Below are 21,340 nucleotides of genomic sequence, written 5' to 3' on the forward strand. Positions count from 1 at the left end.
AGTTATTACTTGCTAAAGCAGCTACTGTAATTAAAACTACTATTGTAAATATTCTTTTCATATTGATTGATTTTAGTGATACATATGTATAAAAGTATTGAAATTTATTGAATATTTAAATATTTTGTATTGCTCACTCAAATAAACTTAAAAATGTATTTTTATTGGAGTGAACAGAATAATTGTCTTTTATATAAGCTGCTCCATTATTTCCTAAATCTTTTCTAAGTTCATTATTAGTCAAAAGCTTAACTATTGATTTACTCCATTCTTTTTCTGTTTTAGCTGAAAACCCCGCCTGGCTTTCATTTATTATTTTTTCATTAACTCCAACAGTAGAAGCAATAACGGGCTTTCTAATGGCCATATACTGCAATAATTTAAAACCGCATTTACCCTGACTCCAGATATCATCAGTTAATGGCATAACGCCAATGTTAATTTGGTTCAAATCTTCTATCTCGCTGGATTTATTCCAGTCTATAAAACGCATATAATTGACATCAAAATCAGGCTTTTGGTTGGAAATAACCAATAATTCAAAATCAAATTCAATGAAAAGCTTATCTAAAATAGGGATTAATGGCTTTAAATAGGGTAGGGTAGAATGCGTTCCTGTCCATCCAATTGTAATTTTATTAGTATTTGGCACCTTTAATTCTTTGTGATAGTCAGTATCGATAGTAGTAGGGTTAAGTACTACTTGTTTGTTGAATTCTTTGGCAAATTGAGTTAAATATTCATTTCCACAACTTACTTTATAACTCCATTTGCAAATGCTTTTTACTTTTGACTTCCATTTTAATCTAGCTTTCAGGCTTCCTTTTTCATTTGGGTCTTCTAGCCAAATAGCATCATCAAAATCGTAGAGAATCTTTTTCCTCCAAATAAAACGGACTGCCCACTCAAAAAAAGGAGGACCAACGGGAGTAGCTTCCCTATGGATAAATATAAATTCATAAGGATGCAGTTGAAATAATAAGAAAAGACGTTTAATGAAAGAAAGCTTAAGCCAGAGGAGTTTTTGAAAACTGTTACCAGATTTATATAGAATATTCCAGGCTTTTAAATTTAAAAATGGAGCTAATTGATAATAAAATCCTTCTTTCTTGAGAATAGAGAGATATTGTTCAAACCTGAATCGTTGACTAGGGGCTTCATCAAAAGGGTAGGGACATACAAAGAGGATTTTCTTACGTTCCATCTATTCTGGTATTCTGATTTCACCACCTCCAATATGAACGCATGAACCGCCTACCAATACTTTTGAGATTTTGCCTTCTTCTTGCTCTATTTTCATCTTAATTTGGCTTGGCCTACTCATTTCGTATCCTTGCTCTCCTATAGATAGCCCGCTTAAATCGGCCATATTATAGTTATGTAAATAACAAGCCAAAGGACCATGTGCACTGCCAGTAGCAGGATCTTCTGACACACCTATATGAGGGGCAAACATTCTGCTATGTGTTAAATGTTCCGGTTTTAAAGTTTCCATAGTGAAAGCCATCACTCCTGTAATAAATATTTCATCCAATATTTCGCTAAATAATTCATTATTTAACTTAAGCTTTTGAATAGAGCTTAAAGTTCTGACAGGAATGATCAAAAAAGGATTTCCACAGTTTACTATTCTACATGGAAAATCTTCTTCAATTTCATCTTCTTCAATGGATATTAGGCTTGCAACTAGTTTTTTATCTTTGAAAGTTTGCTCAAATTTAGGCAACGGTTGCTCCATTAAGATTTTAGAGATTTCACTTTCATGCTTTTCATATTGCACTTTTAGATTCCCTATTTTTTGTTCTAAGAGTAATTCCCCCTCTTTTTTTGGATTAATGCCTTTTTCCTTCAAAAGATAATATGAAGTGCCAATAGTGGGGTGTCCGGCTGTGGGTAATTCCATACCTGGAGTGAAAATCCTCATTTTGACATCGGCTTCAGCGCTTGCTTTATTTAAAAATACTGATTCTGATAGGTTTAATTCTTTGGCGATTTTAAGCATTTGTTCAGCCGATAAATGGTCAGCTTTATCAAAAATAGCCAATTGATTTCCTCCAAATGGTTCTGATGTAAATACATCTAATAGTTGAAATTTAATTGTGTTTGCCATGCCCGAAAATAAGAAAAAAGATTGAGGAAATGTAAATGGAATGAAATTAGCAATTTGAGATGAATAAAAAAAAATGGCTCAACTTATTAAAAGAAGAGCCATTTTTTAAAATCTTATGATATTGATTTATTTATCATCATTTTTCTTACCGCCACTTGGTTTTTTACCAGAGCTTGATCCTTTATCGCTTCCAGATATAGAATCTCTCATATCAGTATCGGCTTGAATGTTTTGCATTCTGTAATAATCCATAACTCCTAAATTACCACTTCTGAATGATTCTGCGATTGCTTGTGGTACTTGCGCTTCAGCTTCAATTACCTTAGCTCTTGCTTCCTGTGCTTTAGCTTTCATTTCTTGCTCTTCCGCAACGGCCATTGCTCTTCTTTCTTCTGCTTTAGCTTCTGCTACTTTTAAGTCGGCAGATGCTTGGTCAGTTTGTAATTTTGCACCAATATTGGCTCCAACGTCTACGTCTGCAATATCGATTGATAGAATTTCAAATGCAGTTCCGGCATCCAAACCTCTTTGCAACACCAGTTTTGATATGTTGTCAGGATTTTCTAACACATTTTTATGTGATGCAGCTGAACCAATTGAAGTTACAATACCTTCTCCAACTCTAGCTAGAATGGTGTCTTCTCCTGCACCACCCACTAATTGTTGAATGTTGGCTCTAACCGTAACTCTTGCAATTGCAATTAGCTGAATACCATCAGCAGCAACTGCAGCTACCTTCGGAGTAGTGATTACCTTTGGATTAACTGAAATTTGAACAGCTTCAAAAACATCTCTACCTGCCAAATCAATAGCAGTAGCTTGTTTGAATCCTAAAGTGATATTGGCTTTATCTGCCGATATCAATGCTTTAATTACATTAGGAACATTACCACCCGCCAAATAGTGGGTTTCCAGTTCATTGGTAGTGACTTCTAAGCCGGCTTTTGTGGCGGTAATCATTGATTCCACAATAATTCTTGGTGGAACCTTTCTGATTCGCATAAAAACCAGTTCGAACAAACCTACTTTTACACCTGAGAAAATTGCTGTAATCCACAGGTTTATAGGTACAAAATACAGGAATACGAAAAATAAGACTATTCCTGCTATTACAATAAAAATTAACGATGTATCCATATTATTTAGTTGGTTCTACAAATATTCTTTTAGAATCTATTCTGGTTATTTCAACTTCTTGTCCAGCACCTATCCATTCCCCTTTGCTTCTGACTTCGTAAATCTTGCCAAAAATTTCGGCTTTTCCAATAGGTTTTAAGTCAGAAACTGTTTTTCCTTTTTCGCCAACTTGAAAAGTGAAAATATCTTCATCATTTACTTTGCTTTGGATACTCGATTTTAAAGAAAACCTGTCCCAGGAGTTTGATTTAAAGCTGTAAATAACACCTATAATAGTCACGGTTGCAGTTGCTGCAGTAGTCCAATAACCCGCTACATCTCCATATTCATCAAAGACCAAGAAGATACCCACTATGGTGAGTAAAAGTCCGATTACGCCTACAAATGTAGTGCCGGGTACGAAAATTAACTCCGCAATTATCAGGATTAAACCTGCAAGAATAAGAAATGTGATGCCTACCATAAATTAAAATTAATAATAAAAATAGTTAAAATCAGTAAGCTTTTGCAAAAAGCACTCTTTTATTTGAAGGCTTTCCTGAATAAATACATTTTCCGCTTTCTTCCTCTGCATCCAATGGAATACAACGGATGGTTGCCTTCGTTTCTTCTTTTATTTTTTCTTCTGTTTCTGTTGTACCATCCCAATGTGCACTGATGAAACCCCCGGTTTTTTCTAGTTGGGATTTAAAATCTTCATAGGTATCCACTTCATAGGTATTATCAGTTCTGTAATCTTTAGCTTTTTTGTAAATATTTTCCTGGATTAACTCTAGCGTGTTTTCTATTACACTTTCAATCCCTTCTATATTTACAGTTTGCTTTTCTTTGGTATCTCTTCTTGCCAATTCCACCGTACCATTTTCCAGATCTCTTGGGCCAATAGCAATTCTCAACGGAACTCCTTTTAATTCCCATTCAGCAAATTTAAAACCTGGCTTGTGAGTGTCTCTATCATCAAATTTGACTGTTATCCTTTTCTTTTTTAAAGATTTCTTAAGGTTCTCAGCTACCTCTGCAATTTTATCTTTGTCCTCATCAGTTTTATAAATAGGTACTATCACAACCTGAATAGGAGCTAATCTTGGAGGTAATACTAAACCTTCATCATCTGAATGAGCCATAACCAATGCACCCATTAATCTTGTACTTACTCCCCAAGAGGTTCCCCAAACATATTCCTGCTTTCCTTCTTTTGTGGCAAATTTCACATCAAAAGCTTTGGCGAAATTTTGACCTAAAAAGTGGGATGTTCCCGCTTGTAGTGCTTTTCCATCTTGCATTAAGCCTTCTATGCAGTAAGTTTCCAGAGCACCTGCAAACCTTTCACTTTCAGATTTCAAGCCTTTTATTACCGGTAAAGCCATGAATTCTTCAGCGAAATCTGCGTAAATATTAATCATTCTCTCAGTTTCCTCTATGGCTTCTTGTTTAGTGGTATGAGCTGTATGACCTTCCTGCCATAAGAATTCTGCTGTTCTTAGAAATAAGCGAGTTCTCATTTCCCAACGCACCACATTGGCCCATTGATTGATCAATAATGGTAGATCGCGGTATGATTGCACCCAATTCCTATAAGTATTCCATATAATAGTTTCCGATGTAGGCCTTACGATAAGCTCTTCTTCCAATTTTGCTTCCGGATCTACTATTATTCCTTTTCCATTTTCATCATTTTTCAATCGGTAGTGTGTTACTACAGCACATTCTTTAGCAAAACCTTCCACATGATCAGCTTCTTTACTTAAATATGATTTAGGAATAAATAAAGGGAAATAAGCATTTTGATGCCCCGTTTCCTTAAACATATCATCTAGCTCTCTTTGCATTTTTTCCCAGATGGAAAATCCATAGGGTTTTATGATCATGCATCCTCTCACTGCAGAGTTCTCCGCTAAATCAGCTTTTTTAACTAATTCATTGTACCATAGTGAGTAATCTTCACTTCTTTTTGGTAATACTTTGGCCATTTTATAAATTTTGGTATGAAGTTTGTATCAATGTTTATTGATTATTATCCCGATAGATTTTCATATATTGAAATCAATTTACAATAATAATCGTTGTAAAATTAGAAACATTAAATTATGTAGCCATGAAAACCTTAAGCTTTATATTATTAATCAGCATATTTTTTGCTCCGCAACTCGGATTTGGGCAAACTGATCTTAAAGTTGAGAATGACGACTTGTATTTTACTTCCGAAGATAGAAAGGAATTAAATAAAAAAATAGCCATAGAAGAAAAGCGTAAAGCTGAAGAATTAAAAAAATCAGGCTACGCATATAATCAGTTTGAGTCTTCTGACAAAAATCTTAATGATTTTCAAAAAAATGAGAATCAACAAAATGCTGAATTAAATCAAGCACCACCTGCAGCAGAGCAATCTGAAGAGCAAGGATGGTACTATGATGAAAATGCAGCAAGAAGAGGTCTTAATCCACAAAATGGACAAAGATTAGCACAAACTCAAGTATATAATTATTACGGAGGCATGAACCCGATGATGTATGGTTGGAACGATCCATGGATGTATGGAGGAGGGTTTTATGATCCATTTATGATGCGTCCAGGGTTCAATATGGGGTTTGGATTTAATTCTTGGGGTGGTTCATATATGTCTATGGGCTATGGAAGAGAATTTTATGATCCATTTTATGATCCTTTCTGGGGAAACCCTTATGCTTACAGAAATCCATGGAGAAGACCTTTCTGGGGTTCAAGTTATGCGTGGGGTTACAACAATGGATATAGACATGGATTCTATAATGGTTATAATGCCGGAGTTTACAATAATCACTATTTAGCTGATAATAATTTAAATCGAAGAACCAGAACTTATACAAGTAGTCCAAGAATTAGCAGATCTGCTACAAATGCTCGAGTAGCGAGTAGCAGAACTAGGAATTCAAATGCGGATTATAGTGTAAGCAGAAATGTAGGAACTGAAAGAAGTAGAAGTGCTCTGCAAATTAATGATAGATCTTCAGTAAGAACTGCAAATGTTTCGGATAGATCAACTGCAAGTAGAACAGCTAATGTGAAAAATGCCAACAGTTCTATATATAGCAGAACTTCAAGAACTGCTCAGTATGCACGTTCAGCTTCAGATAATAATGTTAGAACTGCATCTTATTCTGGAAACAGAAGCAGAACCGTTTCGGATAACGCTTCAAGCGTAGGTAGAACAAATTCTACTGCAAATAATAGTTCCAGATACTATAATAGTGCAAGAACCAATAGATCTTCTTACTCTTCTGGTAGAAGCTCAAGCAATAATAGAAGTGCTACTTTTGGAAATAGTTCTAGCAGAAACAGTTCATACGGTAGTTCTTCAAGCTCAAGTAGAGGTAATTCTTCATATGGTAGATCCTCTTCAAGTTCTAGAAGTAGTAGCTCTGTAGGTAGATCCTCTTCTTCCAGTAGCAGATCTTCCGGAAGTAGCTCAAGAAGCAGCGGATCTTCAAGAAGCAGCTCTTCCTCTAGAGGTGGAAGAGGTGGATGATAATATTTAAAAGCACCTATTCTTAGGTGCTTTTTTTATCCCTTATTTTTAATTCTTTTTTTAAAGTTTACAGAGAATCTCTGTCTAATTATTTAAGTACTATTAACTTTTAAACCAATGACAACGCTCAAATATTTTCTCATAATATTTATAAGTATACTATGCTCTTCCAACTTATATGCTCAAGTACCATTATATACAGCCGATGCTGTAAGATTTAGTCAGACAGATGGAGGAGGAACAGCTAGGTTTGTAGGCTTGGGTGGAGCAAATGTTTCTTTAGGTGGAGATATTAGTAGCATTTCCGGTAATCCGGCTGGCTTAGGTTTCTATAATCGATCTACCTGGGCTATTTCTCCGGTTTTGAGAATTGGAGATTATAGTGCTCAATATGAAGGAGAAAGTTCACGAAATATGGGAGGAAATTTTCAAATCCCTAATATGGGAATGGTTTTTCATAATAGATTTGAAGAATATGCTGGATCTAAATGGGTTTCAGGTACTTTTGGTGTGGCGATCAATCAAAAACAAAGTTTTTATAATAATATTAATTATAACGGCACAGTTGAACAAAATGCTGATGGTTTAATTTATGATTTTACAGAAAGCGCTTTATTTCCTTTCCTAACTGAATCAGGCTTTAGAGTATTTAACAACACAAATGAAATTAGGGATGTTGCTAATTCAGATACTTATTCATATTTGGCTTATCAAACTTATTTGCTTCAGACATTTACAACTAATGATGATAACCTTATCGTAGACCGATATGATTATGATGGTAATACTGATGGTTATTTAACTCAATCTGTTAATCAAACTGAAAATATTAATAGCTATAGTGGACTAACAACTTTAGACTTGTCTTATGGAGCAAATTATAATGATGTTCTATATTTAGGAGCTTCTGTTAATATTAATTTTTTAAATTATAGACAAGTCAGAAATTTTAGGGAAAATCCTGATAATAATTTCCTGAATTATATGGAATTGAATGAGGAGACAATTATTTCGGGAACGGGAGCCGCATTTACCATTGGAGGAATTTATAAACCATTAAATATTCTGAATATAGGGTTTTCATATACTACACCTACTTTTATTTCATTATCAGAAACTCAGGATATTTCAATGGAAACATTCTTTATATTTAATCCTGAAACCAGTGAGGAAAATGTAAGCTATGAAGAAGAAATTTTAAATGAGGTTCCAGCTTATAGCTTAAAATTACCTCAAAAGATTTCTGTTGGCGCTACTGCTTTCTTGTCTAAATATGGGTTTGTAACTGCTGATCTCGAATATGTTGATTACACTTCTGCTCGTTATAGTAGCACGAATGGTGCTTTTGCTGGAGATGCGCCTGATGTAGGAAGTGATTTACAAGGAGCATTCAATCTAAAAGTAGGCGTAGAAGGTAGGTGGAATATTTTAAGAGGTAGGCTTGGATTTGCATATTTCGATAATCCATATCGTAATTTTGATCAAAATAGACAGGCTATTTCAGGTGGTATCGGTATAATGAGAAAAAATGGATTCTTTGCTGATGCAACTTATACATTAAGCAGCTTTAATAATCCGGATATAACAGCTTATCCCGGTAGTGATATTATAAAGTCTCAATCAAATATTGCGAGTTTAAGGCTAACCTTAGGGAAAACTTTCTAAATTCATAAATAAAGATGTTGTAATAGTGATATTGCAATGTCTTTATTGCAGTTTTAAAATCGTATCAACTTCCCATTTTTCTAATTCAAAATTAGCTTTTTGATAATAAGAAAGCCTTTTGTTTTTTAATTCATAAAGTAATTTCTGAACATCTTCAATAGAATGACAATCCGAAAACATAGGTCTTTTATTTCCACCAACGGGTTTCGATATTCTTTCAGCAATTTCTTCAATAGGAGGGTTTAAGAATATAGTTGTCCCTTTAGCATTCATCAGCTCCAAATTTTCATTAAAGCAAGGTGTACCGCCTCCAGTCGATAGCATTAAAGGCTTATAATTATCAATTAATTTATTGAGATAGAAAGTCTCTAGATTTCGAAAGTATTCTTCTCCTTCATTTTTGAAAATATCAGCTATGCTTTGCCCTTCATTATTTTCAATAACTTCATCTAAATCAAAATAAGGAAGCTTTGTACTTTCGGACCATATTTTGCCCCAGTGACTTTTACCACTTCCAGGCAGGCCTAACAGGAAGTAACGCATTAGTTTAATTTTTCTGTGATATCAATAGGATCAGGAACATCATTGAAGTGCCATTTTGCTTTAATTGTTCCATCTTGTACTAATACAAGCCCTGGATTAGATCGAATAATGGTTTTCAAAACAGTAGCATCTGCATAATAGAAATCTGTTTTCATGCCTCTTAGAGCTCTTATTTTGATTATGTCTTCCGCTGAAGAAGAAGTTAAGATAATGGGTTTAATATCTGGGCTAAGCCTTGAAAGAAGATCATTAATATCAATTAATCCTTCTGTATTTGCATTCAAAATATCATAAGCTACTATCCATAATTTCTTACCACTTAGTACATCTTGAGTTTTATCTCCTGATTCATTCCATGTAGCAAAATCAGTGATTTTTGGAGTTGAAGCTTCTGTATTTGTTATTTCATGCCCCGTTAATTTATATCCGTCTTCTTCAGATTTATATTCATAAGTCTTAATTTTCTTTCCATCCTTTTCAAAAGTATATTGAAATTTTGGGCTTTCTTCAGCTTTCATAGCATCTGGAATATTAGTTCCTACTTTATAAGCTCTGAAATCGATCGGAGGTAAATGTCTTACTGCATAAATACAAAGAAGGAAACTTATAGCTGTTACACATACCACTATGATGTTTTTTGCGGCAAATGTGCTTTCTTTAATTTTATTAATGTTGATATATAAGAATCCAATTAAGATAACTAAGATAATATCTTTAGTAAACGATTGCCATGGAGTTAAAGTGATCGCATCTCCAAAGCAGCCGCAATCAGTAACTTTATTAAAATAGGCTGTATAAAAAGTTAAAAAAGTAAAAAATACAATCATGATACTGAGCAGATTCATGGTGTACCTTACTCTCCATCTGATAATTAAAGCAACACCAAGGGTCACTTCCAGTACATTTAGGATGATTCCAATCACTAATGCATAGGGCTCAAAAATGGAGAAAAACGAAGCGATATCCCCGGCAAAAACGGCAAAATATTCTTCTAATTTAATAGCGGTTCCAACTGGGTCAACTACTTTTACTAATCCGCTAAAAATGAATAATCCACCTACTATGTACCTTACGATATCGATTAATATCTTCATAATTTTATTTTTTATTTGTGTTTAGAATTCAAATGATATAAAAACTTATCATTTGAATGTGATTATCAAGTAATTGTCTAATTGACTTCATTCAATTTAATCAAACAAAAAACGGCATAATTAATCATGTCCTGATAATTAGCCTTTACGGGTTCAGATATGAGGGTTTTACCTTGATTGTCTTCTATTTGTTTCACTCGATATAGTTTCATCAAAATAATATCGGTGATCGAACTTACTCTCATATCCCTCCAAGCCTCACCATAATCATGATTTTTATCCAATAATAGTTGCAAAGTCTCATTTGCAACTTTCTCAAATTTTGGCATTAACTCTTCTACAGGAATTTCCAGTGATGTATTCTCACCTAGCGATTCTTGTATTATTGCAATGATTGAATAATTGATGATTCCAATAAATTCATTTTTTATGTCTTCATCAACTTTTTGCATCCCTTTTTCTTGAATGGACCTAATTCGCTGAGCTTTAATAAATAATTGGTCTGTTATGGAGGGTAATCTTAATATTCTCCATGCTGTACCATAATCTTTTGTTTTCTTTTCAAAAACATCTTTACACAGCGCAATAACTTGCTTATATTCGCTTTCGGTTTGCGTCATCAACTACCGTTTTTTTAAAAATTCTACTTTAATAATATTTGGAAGCGAAAGATAAAGCATTTTCTCATAAAAAAACACTTCTCCTTAAAGGGAACTTGATTGATTTGTCATACCCTAAAGTAATGGGGATAGTTAATGCCACTCCTGATTCATTTTACGATGGAGGTCGGAATGTTGATGTAGAGAAAACGGTGGTAAGGATTGAAAAAATGCTGGAAGATGGTGCCGATATTATAGATATTGGAGGGTATTCAACCAAACCAAATGCTGTTGAGGTTTCTTTTAAGGAAGAAAGGGAAAGGGTGATACCATTAATAAAAAAATTAATCCAAAAATTCCCTGAGATCGTAATTTCTATAGATACTTTTAGATCTGGAATTGCTAAAGAAGCTATTCAGGCCGGAGCTACCATAATTAATGATGTCTCAGGTGGGAATCTGGATGATAAAATGTTTGAGACTGTATCGCAACTTAAAGTGCCTTATATTTTGATGCACATGCGTGGAACTCCTGCTACCATGCAAAATTTGACAGAATATAATCATTTGATAAAAGATGTGGTTTTCGAGTTAAGTCAGAAAATTGAGAAGTTACGTTCTTTACAAGTAAACGATATTATCATTGATCCTGGCTTTGGATTTGCAAAAAGCCTTGAGCAGAATTATGAATTGCTCAATGATTTATCCTATTTTGAGGAATTAGATTGTCCATTGCTCATAGGTATTTCAAGAAAGTCCATGATTTACAAATTATTAGATGCTAAAGCTGTGGATGCGTTAAATGGTACAACCGCATTAAATATGGTAGCGTTGATGAATGGCGCTAATATTTTGAGAGTACATGATGTAAAAGAAGCAGTAGAAACTGTAAAATTGTTTAACCAACTGAAAAATTGATATTAGGTTTTAACATAGGGTTTTTAGAAGTTAGTATAGTAGATGTATTAGATATAGCGCTTGTTAGTTTTCTATTATTTCAAGTCTATAGTTTGATGCGAGGTAGCGTGGCTGTCCGGATTTTTGTAGGGTTTTTATCACTCTATTTAATCTACCTTGTAGTTAGAGCAGCAGAAATGGAATTACTTTCTGCTATTTTAGGTCAATTTATGGGCGTTGGAGTTATTGCCGCTATTATTTTATTCCAACAAGAGATTCGTAAATTCTTATTGCTTTTAGGGAAAACCACGTCTTTTAATTCTGAAAATGGTTTTTTATCTAATCTTCCTTGGAAGAAAAGAAAAGCAGGCGATGAATTTAATATTACACCATTAATAGAGGCTTCCAAATCCTTAGGTGGTACAAATACAGGGGCATTAATTGTGCTTTCAAAAGGATCTGAATTGAAGTTTTATTCAGAGTCTGGTGATTTAATTGATGCTATTGTTTCAAAAAGGTTGTTGATTTCAATATTCAATAAAACAAGTCCTTTACACGATGGAGCGGTTATTATTCATAAGGGCCGAATTAGAGCCGCAAGGTGTGTTTTGCCAGTTACAGAAAAAGATGTTCCTGCCCAATTTGGCTTGCGTCATAAGGCTGCAATAGGAATGTCAGAGGCTACTGATACGGTCATTTTAATTGTTTCTGAGGAGACAGGTCAATTATCAGTAGCAAGAAATGGTACTATTTTCCATAACTTATCAAATCAGGAGATCAGATCCAAAATAAATGATTACTTGACTGAGGATAAAAAGAAAAAACCGAAAGAAAGTAAAAAAGAAACCACTGAACAGGAAACTGTTAAATAGTTAAACTTTGATTTTCTATTCCTTCAATTTTCCAAAAATTTAAAATATTACAAATAATATCACCTTGTAAATATCTGTTTATGAGAGCTTTACTAATTATTTATTAATAAATTAAAATATTTTTAATAATAGGGGTTACTTTTTGGGGAGTTAAAGTATATACTATTACAAACACAAATTTTATTCATACACCTGTTTAACACGAAAAGCCTTCTTTGAAAAAAGAAGGTTTTTCTTTTTTATACACCTCTGCTTTTTCATATTTACATTATGGAATTCATAAAAGTAAACACACAATTTAAAAAGCATATAGCTCTCATCAATCTTAACAGGCCTAAGGAATTGAATGCCTTGAATTTACAGTTGATGACGGAATTAAAGGATACTTTAAAGACCTTAGATGAAGATGAGGATGTTAGAGTTATTATTTTAACAGGAAATGAAAAAGCTTTTGCAGCTGGAGCAGATATTAAACAAATGGCAGGTAAAACGGCTATTGATATGCTCAATGTTGATCAATTCAGTACCTGGGATCAAATCAAGAAAACTAAAAAACCTTTAATTGCAGCAGTTTCTGGTTTTGCTTTGGGTGGTGGTTGTGAATTAGCCATGACTTGCGATATGATAGTAGCTTCAGAATCTGCTAAATTCGGTCAGCCTGAAATTAAAATAGGGGTGATGCCTGGTGCAGGAGGAACTCAAAGATTAACGAGAGCTGTTGGGAAAGCTAAAGCAATGGAACTGGTTTTAACAGGTAATTTCATTAGTGCTGATGAAGCTTTGCATTATGGTTTGGTTAATAAAGTTGTACCTACCGAGATGTATTTGGAAGCAGCTGCTGAATTAGCAGAACAAATTGCTCAAATGTCACCGGTAGCAGCTAAATTGGCAAAAGAATCTGTTAATAGAGCTTTTGAAACGCATCTTGATGAAGGATTGCACTTCGAACGTAAAAACTTCTATTTAACCTTTGCTTCCGAGGACCAGACGGAAGGTATGAATGCTTTTGTTGATAAAAGAAAGCCCGAATTTAAGGGTAAATAATTCAAATGAACTATAATTTTTATCCAGGCCCATCTAAAATATATCCGCAAGTGGCGGGATATTTTCAGGAGGCCATGGATTTAGGGATCTTGGAAAGGAATCATAGATCGAATGCTTTCCAGGATTTATTTTCATCTACTAAAATCCTGCTAAAGTCTAAATTAAATATTCCATTGAATTATGAGATTGTAGTGGTTTCCTCTGCTACTGAATGCTGGGAAATTATAGCGCAATCTTTTATTAGAAATAAGTCCTATCATTTCTTCAATGGAGCTTTTGGAGAAAAATGGGCGGACTATACCCAGAAAATTCATCCTGAGACTGTAAAAAAACCATTTGAATTGAATGAAAATCCATTACCTCATTCATTAGATAAGAATACGGAGTTATTAGCTTTCACTCATAGTGAAACCTCAAACGGAACGGCAATCAGTGAAAGTTTTCAAAAGCAAGTTCGAGCTCAATTTCCAGATAGCTTAATTGCCTATGATGCTACATCCTCTATGGCGGGATATGAGTTCGATTGGGATTTGGGAGATATTTGGTATGCTTCAGTGCAAAAGTGTTTCGGACTTCCAGCAGGTATGGCTTTGATGGTGGTTAGTCCAAAAGCAATAGAGCGAGCTAAAGAAATTAATGAAAGTGAACACTATAATTCTTTCAATTTCATTTTAAAAAACGTACAGAATAACCAAACTCATCATACGCCCAACATAGCAAATGTCTATTTGCTTAATCGTTTGATGCAAAATATTGAGAACATTTCCTCAATTCATCAAAACTTAAAGGAAAGAAAAGAGAAGTTTTATAATGAACTTCTAAAAATTGAAAAATTAAAACCCTTAATTCCTTCTTCTGAGCATCAATCAGACACCATTTTTTGCTTAAAGGGTGAAAAAGAATTCATTCAGGATTTAAAGCAAGAGGCTGAAAAAGAAGGGATTATATTGGGTAATGGATATGGTCAATGGAAAGAAATCACTCTGAGAATTGCCAATTTCCCTGCTATCCCGAATAAACACTATATAGACTTGATTAATTTCTTATATCGTTTTTAAAAAATTGGTTGAAAGCTGATTTTCTTATCGTACTTTTGCGCAAATTTTAACGATATGCTCAGTTTTAAAGAAATTATTTCTGTTTCCCTCATCCTTTTTTCGGTGATTGATATTTTAGGGTCTGTACCGATTGTGATTGACCTTCGAAAGAAATTTGGTCATGTACAATCTGGAAAGGCTACAGTAGTGGCTGGTGTAATTATGCTTGTTTTTCTTTTTTTAGGAGAATCTATTCTGAAGCTTTTTGGAATCGATGTGGCTTCTTATGCCATTGCAGGTGCCATTGTGATGTTTTTAATAGGTATGGAAATGGTTTTAGGAATAGTCTTATTTAAACATGAAGATGCTTCTGCTAGCAGTGCCTCTATTATGCCTATAGCATTTCCACTCATTGCAGGAGCAGGGACCATGACCACCTTAATCTCATTAAAGGCAGAGTATCAAACATTAAATATTATCATAGGTGTGGTCATTAATCTAATTTTGGTTTTTATAGTATTGAAAACCTGTGGCTGGTTAGAAAGGAAAATCGGACAGGCAGGATTTAGTATATTGCGAAAAGTATTTGGAATAATATTGTTGGCGATTTCTATCAAATTATTTAAAAACTTCTTTTAATTGGGGTTTATATTTTTGAGTTAGAATTTTCTATTTGGTTAAACAACATCAATGCGTCATCTTGGAAATTTTCTTTTTTCCTTTTTTTTAAAAAGAGAAAATTGTCCGTGATCGCATGATGCTTAGCAACTGGAGATATGTCCGCACAAACAGGACAGATTAAATTTTTTTACTATTAAATTTTAGAATTCATAAAATGATTACCATTTATACAGACGGCTCTGCTTTAGGTAATCCTGGTCCTGGTGGCTATGGAGTAGTAATGCGCTTTGGAGATAAAGTGAAAGAAATTTCAGAGGGATATCGAAATACCACAAACAATAGAATGGAGTTGTTGGGAATAATAGTAGCCTTAAAAAGTTTAAAAACTAAAAAACATCCAGTTCATATTTATAGTGATTCAAAATATGTAATTGATTCAATTACAAAAGGTTGGCTTTCTGGTTGGGTAAAAAAAGGCTTTAAAGGAAAGAAAAATATTGACCTGTGGAAGCAATATTTGGAAGTTTCTAAGGGTTATGATCTACACTTCCATTGGGTGAAAGGTCATGCAGGCAATACTGATAATGAGCGCTGTGATCGATTGGCAGTAGCGAAAGCAGAAAATGGTCCTCACCTGATTGATGAAGGGTTTGAAAACAGATAAACTGAACAATGTTTATTTCGTTGGTAAGGTTTGTTGAATAAAATTTAGGTTTATGAAAAATTTGAAATTATTAATTATAGTATTTGTGTTAATTGGTTCTAATTCCATCCTTGCACAGGATTACAAAACAGCTATTGGTGTGAGAGGAGGTTTTCCAACAGCTATAACTGGAAAACATTTCATTAATAAGACTGATGCATTAGAAGGTCTTGTTTCTGGTTACAGAGGAGGTTTTGAGTTTACTGGATTATATGAAAAGCATGTCAATGCATTTGATGTACCCTATTTGAACTGGTATTATGGTGCTGGTGCTCATATAGGAGTTTTCGATGACAATATTGCACGTCCGAATTACTATTTTAATGGAAGAGGAACAGGGTTTACTGTTGGAGCAGATGGTATTTTAGGATTGGAATATATGTTGACAGAAATTCCATTCGTTATTGGTGTTGATTTTAAACCTACCTTAGATTTAGCTCCAGAACCAGGGTTATGGTTTGGTGGCGGTGTATCATTTAGGTTTTATTTTTAGATAAATAAAAGTTGTCTGTTTTCAAATTCAAGGAATTTTCAGTGGAGCAGAAGCTAAGTCCGGCAAAAATCACTACAGATGCCACAGTCTTTGCTTCTGCTCTTCAACTTCAATTAAATGCTAAAAAGGTATTAGAGGTGGGAACGGGGACAGGCGTTCTTTCATTAATGTTGGCTCAAAGATATCCTGAAATTGAAATAAAAGCTTTAGAAATAAATCCAAATGCTTATGATGAAGCAGATAGAAATTTCAAGAATTCACGATGGAATAATAGGTTAACTGCAGTTTTGAGCGATTTCAATCAATTTAAATCTGAGATTAAGTATGATGTGATTTTTTCAAATCCTCCTTTCTTTCAAAATAACTTGCAATCTGAAACTAATCACGGTAAAAATACGGCCTACCATACTAATGATCTTTCTTTTAAAGCTTTAGCTAAAGGGATTGATCTAAATCTGGCTGAAATTGGTGAGGTTCATATTATGCTCCCCTCTTTTGAAATGTCCTTATTTGAAAAGGAGATGAATGCAATAGGATTTCAATGCAAGAAAAGTGTTGAATTACGGCATCAAGCAGAAAGTAAAATAATCAGGCTTTTTAATGTTTTTGATAGGGAAGAAGGTAAACAAAATAAAGATAAGCAAAAGATAATAGTGAGGGACGAAAATCATGATTTCCATCCCTCATATATTAATTTAATGAAAAACTTCTTAACTATTTTTTAGTCTTTAATTTCTATTTCATTTTCATTAAACTGTATTCCCATGTTGTTTAATTCTTTAAGAATAGGATCATAGATTTCCTTTTTGATAGGGATTTGAACCCCTCTTAATTTAATATTATCGTTTAGAATATTTTTCACTGCAATCCCTAAAGGCCAGCCCACAGTTTTGGACATAGCGGTTTCTAATTGATCATCACCCTTTGATACAATTGAAGAATCTAATCTATATTTTTTATCGTTGAGCTCATATTCAAATTGATGTTGCATTACAATCATATCTTTATCGCCCGGATCCAGACTCATTTTTTCTTCCATTATGGCTTGCATAACCTGAGCTGGACTTCCATCTGAAATGGGTACTTTTGCATCTTCAAAAACACCTAACCATTCCAATTTTTTGAAAGTCTCAGAATCTCTTTTAATCCCTAAATTGAGACATAATTTTTCTTCAATGGGCTGAGTTTTATTATAGGGAAGAAATGCATTAATAAAATCTCTTTTACTCATATTCTCTAATCCTTCCATTTTATAAGTATCATCTGTTACACCTAACTGGACAAAAATATTCCAGGCATCACAAAACCCTGCTTTTCTGAAAGTCCCTCTGATTAATGTAGGGATTTCTTCAATGCCGTAAATTGTTCTGTATTTTAATGAATTTCGATTTGGATAGCCTTCAAAATCACCTAATCCATTTACTTCTATTGTCTCGTATCTGGAAAATAATTTATGATAGGGAATGTATTTATATCTTCCATTTCGTATAAATTGAGCCACTCCTTGTCCTGCTAAAACCACATTTCTTGGATTCCAACTGAATTTATAATGCCATGGATTATTGTCGTTTTCAGGGGCCACTAATCCCCCAGTGTATGATTTAAAAGAGGTTAATTTTCCGCCCTTTTCACTAATGTTATCCATAGCCTCCATTGCGGTCATATGATCAATTCCCGGGTCTAATCCGCATTCCATTAGTATTAAGATATTCTTGCTTTTCGCTATATCTGATAATTCCTCCACATCAGGACTATTGTAGGAGGCCGTGACCATGTGTTTGCCCAAGTCAACACAAGCAGAAGCTACTTTTGGGTGGAATCGCGCTGGCAACATAGAGATAACCAAGTCTGCTTTTGCAATTTCATCTTTTGTTTGGATTTCATTTAATATATCAAACTGAACAGCTGAAGTATTGGGATGATTCCCTCCTTTTTCTTCAGCTAATTTAATATCAAAGTCTCCGATTTTAACATGCCATTCTTCTTGTTCAGCATTTTTTTTAAGGTAGTTGATTAATGAGGTAGCAGACCTTCCTGCTCCTAATAATAAAATGTTTTGCATAGTTTTTTTAGTTTCCAGTGGGCAAAGTTATTAATATGATTCCCACAAAAAACCGAGAGATGAAAAAATTAGTCGAAAAACATTAAATGTTTAACAAATTGTAAGAACAGCTCTTTATTATTGCAGTTATAATTAATTAATCTTAATATTAAAGACATTTAATTAATCTTAGATCATCCTTTTACTAAGCGGAATGATTTAAGAAACTTTTACATAAAACATAGATTTAACATGTTTTTTCAATTGATTTTTATTAATTGATAGAATATAATGATTTTAAGTAGAACTGATGCATAATCCACATGAATAGACAGGATATAGAAATATCGGATTTGAGGCGCATTACGGAATTGGTAAAGGAGCAATACAAATATGATTTTACCAATTATGCTATGTCCTCTTTTCGAAGAAGGATACTTCGAATTATGGAGCTCTATAAATTCGGGTCTGCTGATTTATTAATCAAAAGATTAAAGGACGATAAATCTTTCTTTGATGAATTTATTGCAGAAATTACAGTGAATGTAACAGAGATGTTTCGAGATCCTCCTTTTTGGAGAGAATTGAGAGATAATGTGATTCCTAATATTTTATTAAATCACAATACTATTAGCATTTGGCATGCCGGCTGCTCCTCCGGTGAAGAGGTTTTTTCTATGGCTATTTTGCTTAAAGAAATGGGAATATTAGAAAAAGCAAAAATCATTGCCACAGATATTGACAAAGTCATTTTAGAAAAAGCTAAGAAGGGTCATTACTCCATGAAAAATATGGAGCTAAATGAAAAGAACTATATCCGTTTTGAAGGCAAAAGTAATTTTAAGGATTATTTTAAAGAAGAAAATGGTAAGGCAGTAATGGATAAATCTCTGATTCAGAATGTCTCTTTTAGAGAGCATGATTTAGTTCAGGGTGTGGTTTTTAACAAATTCGATTTAATCCTCTGTAGAAATGTGATGATATATTTCAATCAAAATCTGCAAAATGAAGTATTGAAAAAGCATCACGAAAGTTTATTCAAATATGGCTATTTGGTTATAGGCTCCAAGGAATCTTTAATCTGGTGCGAAATAGCTAATAAATTCATTGTAGTAAATAATGAAGAGAAAATTTATAAAAAAATCAAAGACTGAGGTCTGTACAAAATAGTACTCAATGGCTCGATTTAATCTTGATAATAAATATAAAGCAATCGTAATTGGAGGATCTGCAGGTAGTTTTCAGGGAATAACCCAAATTCTTTCTGCAATTCCAGCCGATTTCAGCTTACCTATTATCCTGTGCTTGCATAGATTGAAACATGTACGCAATGGTTTTGTAGAGGCCTTGTCTATTAAAAGTATTAAGCCGGTAGTAGAGCCTTATGATAAAGAAAATATAAAAAAAGGAAAAGTATATTTAGCTCCCGCTAATTACCATTTATCTATAGAGTTAGGGAATTCAATAGCCCTTTCAACCGAAGAAATGTTTAATAATTCAAGGCCTTCAATTGATATTACTTTAGAAACAGCAGCCTATAATTATAGAGATAAATTAATTGGTATTTTACTATCAGGTGCCAATAAAGATGGTGCATTAGGGATGAAGAGGATTAAGGATAGAAAAGGGTTAACAATTATTCAAGATCCTGAGGAATGTATGATAGATACTATGCCTACAGCGGCAAGAAATATTACTGAAATCGATTACACCTTAAAAGTTCAAGAGATTGTTGAATTCTTAAAGGAATTAGACAAATTGTATAAATGATTTTTAATTTTTTGCCTGAAAAGCAATACAATTATATATATTTGATGATGTTTGCACAGTTCAAACATATCATTTTTTGGAAATAAAAAGTATTATGACGCCTTGACTGAAAGGTGAATTTAATTAAGTATAATAATATATTTTTAGAGTTTTAATGATTCTTAATTTATAATATTTAATAAACAATTTAGTGTTTTTTATTCAGGGATGTATTCATTTGAAATGAGCATAAATTTTAGATATCTTAATATTTCAATTAACGATAGCTTACCTGCCTTTGGTAGGAATAAATTTGTAGCTAGATCCTTTTGGGGCAACCAGTGAAATAGGGGACAAGTTATAGTAATAAAAAATTTGAAGTATATACATGAAAGCATTATATAAAAATTTAGCACTTATTACCTCTTTGCTTTTTACTTTAAGTATTATAGGTTTAGCTTATTATCTTTTCATTTTTCCAGAGCGAATAGCAAATGAAACCCACCTTATAAGCTTAACGGAAGTACCGGAATTAAAACCCGTTCTTAATGAGCTATATATTTTTAGTGGTGTATCTGTGCTGTTAGGTTTCGTTTCAATTCTATTGCATCTTTTTAACAAGGGTAATGATGAGGAAAGTAATGTGGTTTACATTGAGAAATTTAAAGAGAAAAAAAATTCAAAAGACACGCAGAATGAGGAAAATGTAGAAGCAGATGTTGATGAAGAATTGAAAGAAATAAATGCTAAAATTAAAAAGGAACCAAACAATAAAATCAAGGCAGAGAAATTATTATCTTATTTAGCGGGTCAATTAGAGGCTAGTCAAGGAGCAATATATGTAGCCGATAAAATGGATAATAAAAATGTCATAACATTATTTGCTGCCTATGCTTTTGTTTTACCGGAAAGCCAAACAGTATCATATGAATTTGGAGAAGGTTTAGCAGGTCAAGTGGCAAAAGAGAAAAAAATGATCAATATTTCAGACATACCTGAAGGCTATATTAAAATATTATCAGGCTTGGGAGAATCAAATCCGGCACATTTAATATTATGCCCTATCATGAAGGATGAAAAGCTTTTAGGTGTAGCGGAAATTGCATCTTTCAAAGCATTTAAAAAATCTCATGAGGTATTAGTTGAAAAGTCATTGGCTTTGTTAGCAAATGATTTGGATAAAGGACAGAAAAAGGAAACAGAAAAACAATAATTCATTTTTTAGGATCAA

The 21,340-nt window shown here is 33.4% G+C and carries 22 protein-coding genes; 13 read left to right on the top strand and 9 right to left on the bottom strand.

All coding sequences use genetic code 11. From position 1 onward, the window contains the following. Positions 1–133 precede the first annotated feature (133 nt). The 5 genes from Q0L29_RS11855 to proS all read right to left on the bottom strand — a co-directional run bounded on the left by Q0L29_RS11855 (position 134) and on the right by proS (position 5,217). Positions 134–1,204 (bottom strand): glycosyltransferase, encoded by a 1,071-nt coding sequence (locus Q0L29_RS11855; protein ID WP_296621912.1) that lies wholly within the window; start codon positions 1,202–1,204, stop codon positions 134–136. After that, entirely contained in the window at positions 1,205–2,110 is a 906-nt protein-coding gene (locus tag Q0L29_RS11860) for a PhzF family phenazine biosynthesis protein (RefSeq protein WP_296621914.1), read from the bottom strand. It abuts the gene before it with no gap. A gap of 126 nt (positions 2,111–2,236) precedes the next feature. After that, positions 2,237–3,247: a flotillin-like protein FloA gene (floA, locus tag Q0L29_RS11865; RefSeq protein ID WP_296621916.1), complete on the bottom strand. Its 1,011-nt coding sequence runs from the start codon at positions 3,245–3,247 to the stop codon at positions 2,237–2,239. A 1-nt stretch (position 3,248) separates the two neighbouring features. Then, complete coding sequence (locus Q0L29_RS11870; protein ID WP_296621917.1) at positions 3,249–3,710, bottom strand: NfeD family protein; 462 nt, start codon at positions 3,708–3,710, stop codon at positions 3,249–3,251. A 31-nt stretch (positions 3,711–3,741) separates the two neighbouring features. Beyond that, entirely contained in the window at positions 3,742–5,217 is a 1,476-nt protein-coding gene (gene proS / locus Q0L29_RS11875) for a proline--tRNA ligase (RefSeq protein ID WP_296621918.1), read from the bottom strand. A 125-nt stretch (positions 5,218–5,342) separates the two neighbouring features. Here proS and Q0L29_RS11880 point away from each other — a divergent pair, with 125 nt between their 5' ends. Both Q0L29_RS11880 and Q0L29_RS11885 read left to right on the top strand, forming a co-directional pair. Next, positions 5,343–6,752, top strand: a complete 1,410-nt coding sequence (locus Q0L29_RS11880; protein ID WP_296621920.1) for a hypothetical protein — start codon at positions 5,343–5,345, stop codon at positions 6,750–6,752. A 117-nt stretch (positions 6,753–6,869) separates the two neighbouring features. Further along, entirely contained in the window at positions 6,870–8,417 is a 1,548-nt protein-coding gene (locus tag Q0L29_RS11885) for a hypothetical protein (RefSeq protein ID WP_296621921.1), read from the top strand. A gap of 42 nt (positions 8,418–8,459) precedes the next feature. Here the strand turns inward: Q0L29_RS11885 and Q0L29_RS11890 are convergent, their stop codons facing one another. The 3 genes from Q0L29_RS11890 to Q0L29_RS11900 all read right to left on the bottom strand — a co-directional run bounded on the left by Q0L29_RS11890 (position 8,460) and on the right by Q0L29_RS11900 (position 10,677). Beyond that, positions 8,460–8,960 carry a shikimate kinase gene (locus tag Q0L29_RS11890; protein WP_296621923.1) on the bottom strand — a complete coding sequence of 167 codons (501 nt, stop codon included), beginning with the start codon at positions 8,958–8,960 and terminating at the stop codon, positions 8,460–8,462. Then, positions 8,960–10,054 carry a BT_3928 family protein gene (locus tag Q0L29_RS11895; protein WP_296621925.1) on the bottom strand — a complete coding sequence of 365 codons (1,095 nt, stop codon included), beginning with the start codon at positions 10,052–10,054 and terminating at the stop codon, positions 8,960–8,962. Before Q0L29_RS11895 ends, Q0L29_RS11890 begins: the two co-directional genes overlap by 1 nt. Before the next feature lie 77 nt (positions 10,055–10,131). After that, entirely contained in the window at positions 10,132–10,677 is a 546-nt protein-coding gene (locus Q0L29_RS11900) for a DUF1599 domain-containing protein (protein WP_296621926.1), read from the bottom strand. A 35-nt stretch (positions 10,678–10,712) separates the two neighbouring features. On the opposite strand from Q0L29_RS11900, the gene folP reads away from it, so the two are divergent. From folP to Q0L29_RS11940, 8 genes are all read left to right on the top strand, one after another. Continuing rightward, a complete protein-coding gene (gene folP / locus Q0L29_RS11905; protein WP_296621927.1) occupies positions 10,713–11,570 on the top strand; it encodes a dihydropteroate synthase in 858 nt (285 codons plus the stop codon). Next, positions 11,567–12,421, top strand: coding sequence for a diadenylate cyclase CdaA (gene cdaA, locus Q0L29_RS11910; protein ID WP_296621928.1), 855 nt, complete (start codon positions 11,567–11,569; stop codon positions 12,419–12,421). The genes folP and cdaA overlap by 4 nt, the downstream gene beginning before the upstream one ends. 270 nt (positions 12,422–12,691) lie before the next feature. Beyond that, positions 12,692–13,465: an enoyl-CoA hydratase-related protein gene (locus Q0L29_RS11915; protein WP_296621930.1), complete on the top strand. Its 774-nt coding sequence runs from the start codon at positions 12,692–12,694 to the stop codon at positions 13,463–13,465. A gap of 5 nt (positions 13,466–13,470) precedes the next feature. After that, complete coding sequence (locus tag Q0L29_RS11920; RefSeq protein WP_296621931.1) at positions 13,471–14,523, top strand: aminotransferase class V-fold PLP-dependent enzyme; 1,053 nt, start codon at positions 13,471–13,473, stop codon at positions 14,521–14,523. A gap of 54 nt (positions 14,524–14,577) precedes the next feature. Beyond that, positions 14,578–15,141, top strand: coding sequence for a MarC family protein (locus Q0L29_RS11925; RefSeq protein WP_296621933.1), 564 nt, complete (start codon positions 14,578–14,580; stop codon positions 15,139–15,141). 196 nt (positions 15,142–15,337) lie between these two features. Continuing rightward, positions 15,338–15,787: a ribonuclease HI gene (gene rnhA / locus Q0L29_RS11930; protein ID WP_296621935.1), complete on the top strand. Its 450-nt coding sequence runs from the start codon at positions 15,338–15,340 to the stop codon at positions 15,785–15,787. 52 nt (positions 15,788–15,839) lie between these two features. Continuing rightward, positions 15,840–16,319, top strand: a complete 480-nt coding sequence (locus tag Q0L29_RS11935; protein WP_296621936.1) for a hypothetical protein — start codon at positions 15,840–15,842, stop codon at positions 16,317–16,319. Positions 16,320–16,330: 11 nt separating this feature from the next. Further along, positions 16,331–17,044 carry a methyltransferase gene (locus Q0L29_RS11940; RefSeq protein ID WP_296621938.1) on the top strand — a complete coding sequence of 238 codons (714 nt, stop codon included), beginning with the start codon at positions 16,331–16,333 and terminating at the stop codon, positions 17,042–17,044. Here the strand turns inward: Q0L29_RS11940 and Q0L29_RS11945 are convergent. Then, on the bottom strand, positions 17,041–18,381 hold the full coding sequence (locus tag Q0L29_RS11945) for a saccharopine dehydrogenase C-terminal domain-containing protein (RefSeq protein ID WP_296621939.1): 1,341 nt from the start codon (positions 18,379–18,381) through the stop codon (positions 17,041–17,043). The two genes, Q0L29_RS11940 and Q0L29_RS11945, sit on opposite strands and share 4 nt — an antisense overlap. A gap of 302 nt (positions 18,382–18,683) precedes the next feature. Between Q0L29_RS11945 and Q0L29_RS11950 the strand changes: the two genes are divergently transcribed. From Q0L29_RS11950 to Q0L29_RS11960, 3 genes are all read left to right on the top strand, one after another. Then, a complete protein-coding gene (locus Q0L29_RS11950; RefSeq protein WP_296621941.1) occupies positions 18,684–19,514 on the top strand; it encodes a protein-glutamate O-methyltransferase CheR in 831 nt (276 codons plus the stop codon). Between the two features lie 22 nt (positions 19,515–19,536). Next, positions 19,537–20,130, top strand: a complete 594-nt coding sequence (locus Q0L29_RS11955) for a chemotaxis protein CheB (RefSeq protein WP_296621942.1) — start codon at positions 19,537–19,539, stop codon at positions 20,128–20,130. A gap of 367 nt (positions 20,131–20,497) precedes the next feature. Further along, the gene (locus Q0L29_RS11960) at positions 20,498–21,322 is read left to right on the top strand and encodes a GAF domain-containing protein (RefSeq protein ID WP_296621944.1); all 825 of its coding nucleotides are present in this window, start codon (positions 20,498–20,500) and stop codon (positions 21,320–21,322) included. Positions 21,323–21,340: the final 18 nt, after the last annotated feature.

This window comes from Marivirga sp. (genome assembly GCF_024636815.1).
Classification (GTDB): Bacteria; Bacteroidota; Bacteroidia; order Cytophagales; family Cyclobacteriaceae; genus Marivirga.

What these genes read in the sequence shown, in the direction of transcription:
- rnhA (WP_296621935.1), top strand. Translation starts at nt 15,338, where the DNA reads ATGATTACCATTTATACAGACGGCTCTGCTTTAGGTAATCCTGGTCCT.
- Q0L29_RS11920 (WP_296621931.1), top strand. Translation starts at nt 13,471, where the DNA reads ATGAACTATAATTTTTATCCAGGCCCATCTAAAATATATCCGCAAGTG.
- Q0L29_RS11935 (WP_296621936.1), top strand. Translation starts at nt 15,840, where the DNA reads ATGAAAAATTTGAAATTATTAATTATAGTATTTGTGTTAATTGGTTCT.
- Q0L29_RS11950 (WP_296621941.1), top strand. Translation starts at nt 18,684, where the DNA reads ATGAATAGACAGGATATAGAAATATCGGATTTGAGGCGCATTACGGAA.
- Q0L29_RS11945 (WP_296621939.1), bottom strand. Translation starts at nt 18,381, where the DNA reads ATGCAAAACATTTTATTATTAGGAGCAGGAAGGTCTGCTACCTCATTA.
- Q0L29_RS11860 (WP_296621914.1), bottom strand. Translation starts at nt 2,110, where the DNA reads ATGGCAAACACAATTAAATTTCAACTATTAGATGTATTTACATCAGAA.
- Q0L29_RS11880 (WP_296621920.1), top strand. Translation starts at nt 5,343, where the DNA reads ATGAAAACCTTAAGCTTTATATTATTAATCAGCATATTTTTTGCTCCG.
- Q0L29_RS11870 (WP_296621917.1), bottom strand. Translation starts at nt 3,710, where the DNA reads ATGGTAGGCATCACATTTCTTATTCTTGCAGGTTTAATCCTGATAATT.
- Q0L29_RS11915 (WP_296621930.1), top strand. Translation starts at nt 12,692, where the DNA reads ATGGAATTCATAAAAGTAAACACACAATTTAAAAAGCATATAGCTCTC.
- floA (WP_296621916.1), bottom strand. Translation starts at nt 3,247, where the DNA reads ATGGATACATCGTTAATTTTTATTGTAATAGCAGGAATAGTCTTATTT.
- Q0L29_RS11890 (WP_296621923.1), bottom strand. Translation starts at nt 8,960, where the DNA reads ATGCGTTACTTCCTGTTAGGCCTGCCTGGAAGTGGTAAAAGTCACTGG.
- proS (WP_296621918.1), bottom strand. Translation starts at nt 5,217, where the DNA reads ATGGCCAAAGTATTACCAAAAAGAAGTGAAGATTACTCACTATGGTAC.
- Q0L29_RS11955 (WP_296621942.1), top strand. Translation starts at nt 19,537, where the DNA reads ATGGCTCGATTTAATCTTGATAATAAATATAAAGCAATCGTAATTGGA.
- Q0L29_RS11855 (WP_296621912.1), bottom strand. Translation starts at nt 1,204, where the DNA reads ATGGAACGTAAGAAAATCCTCTTTGTATGTCCCTACCCTTTTGATGAA.
- Q0L29_RS11960 (WP_296621944.1), top strand. Translation starts at nt 20,498, where the DNA reads ATGAAAGCATTATATAAAAATTTAGCACTTATTACCTCTTTGCTTTTT.
- Q0L29_RS11925 (WP_296621933.1), top strand. Translation starts at nt 14,578, where the DNA reads ATGCTCAGTTTTAAAGAAATTATTTCTGTTTCCCTCATCCTTTTTTCG.
- Q0L29_RS11895 (WP_296621925.1), bottom strand. Translation starts at nt 10,054, where the DNA reads ATGAAGATATTAATCGATATCGTAAGGTACATAGTAGGTGGATTATTC.
- Q0L29_RS11885 (WP_296621921.1), top strand. Translation starts at nt 6,870, where the DNA reads ATGACAACGCTCAAATATTTTCTCATAATATTTATAAGTATACTATGC.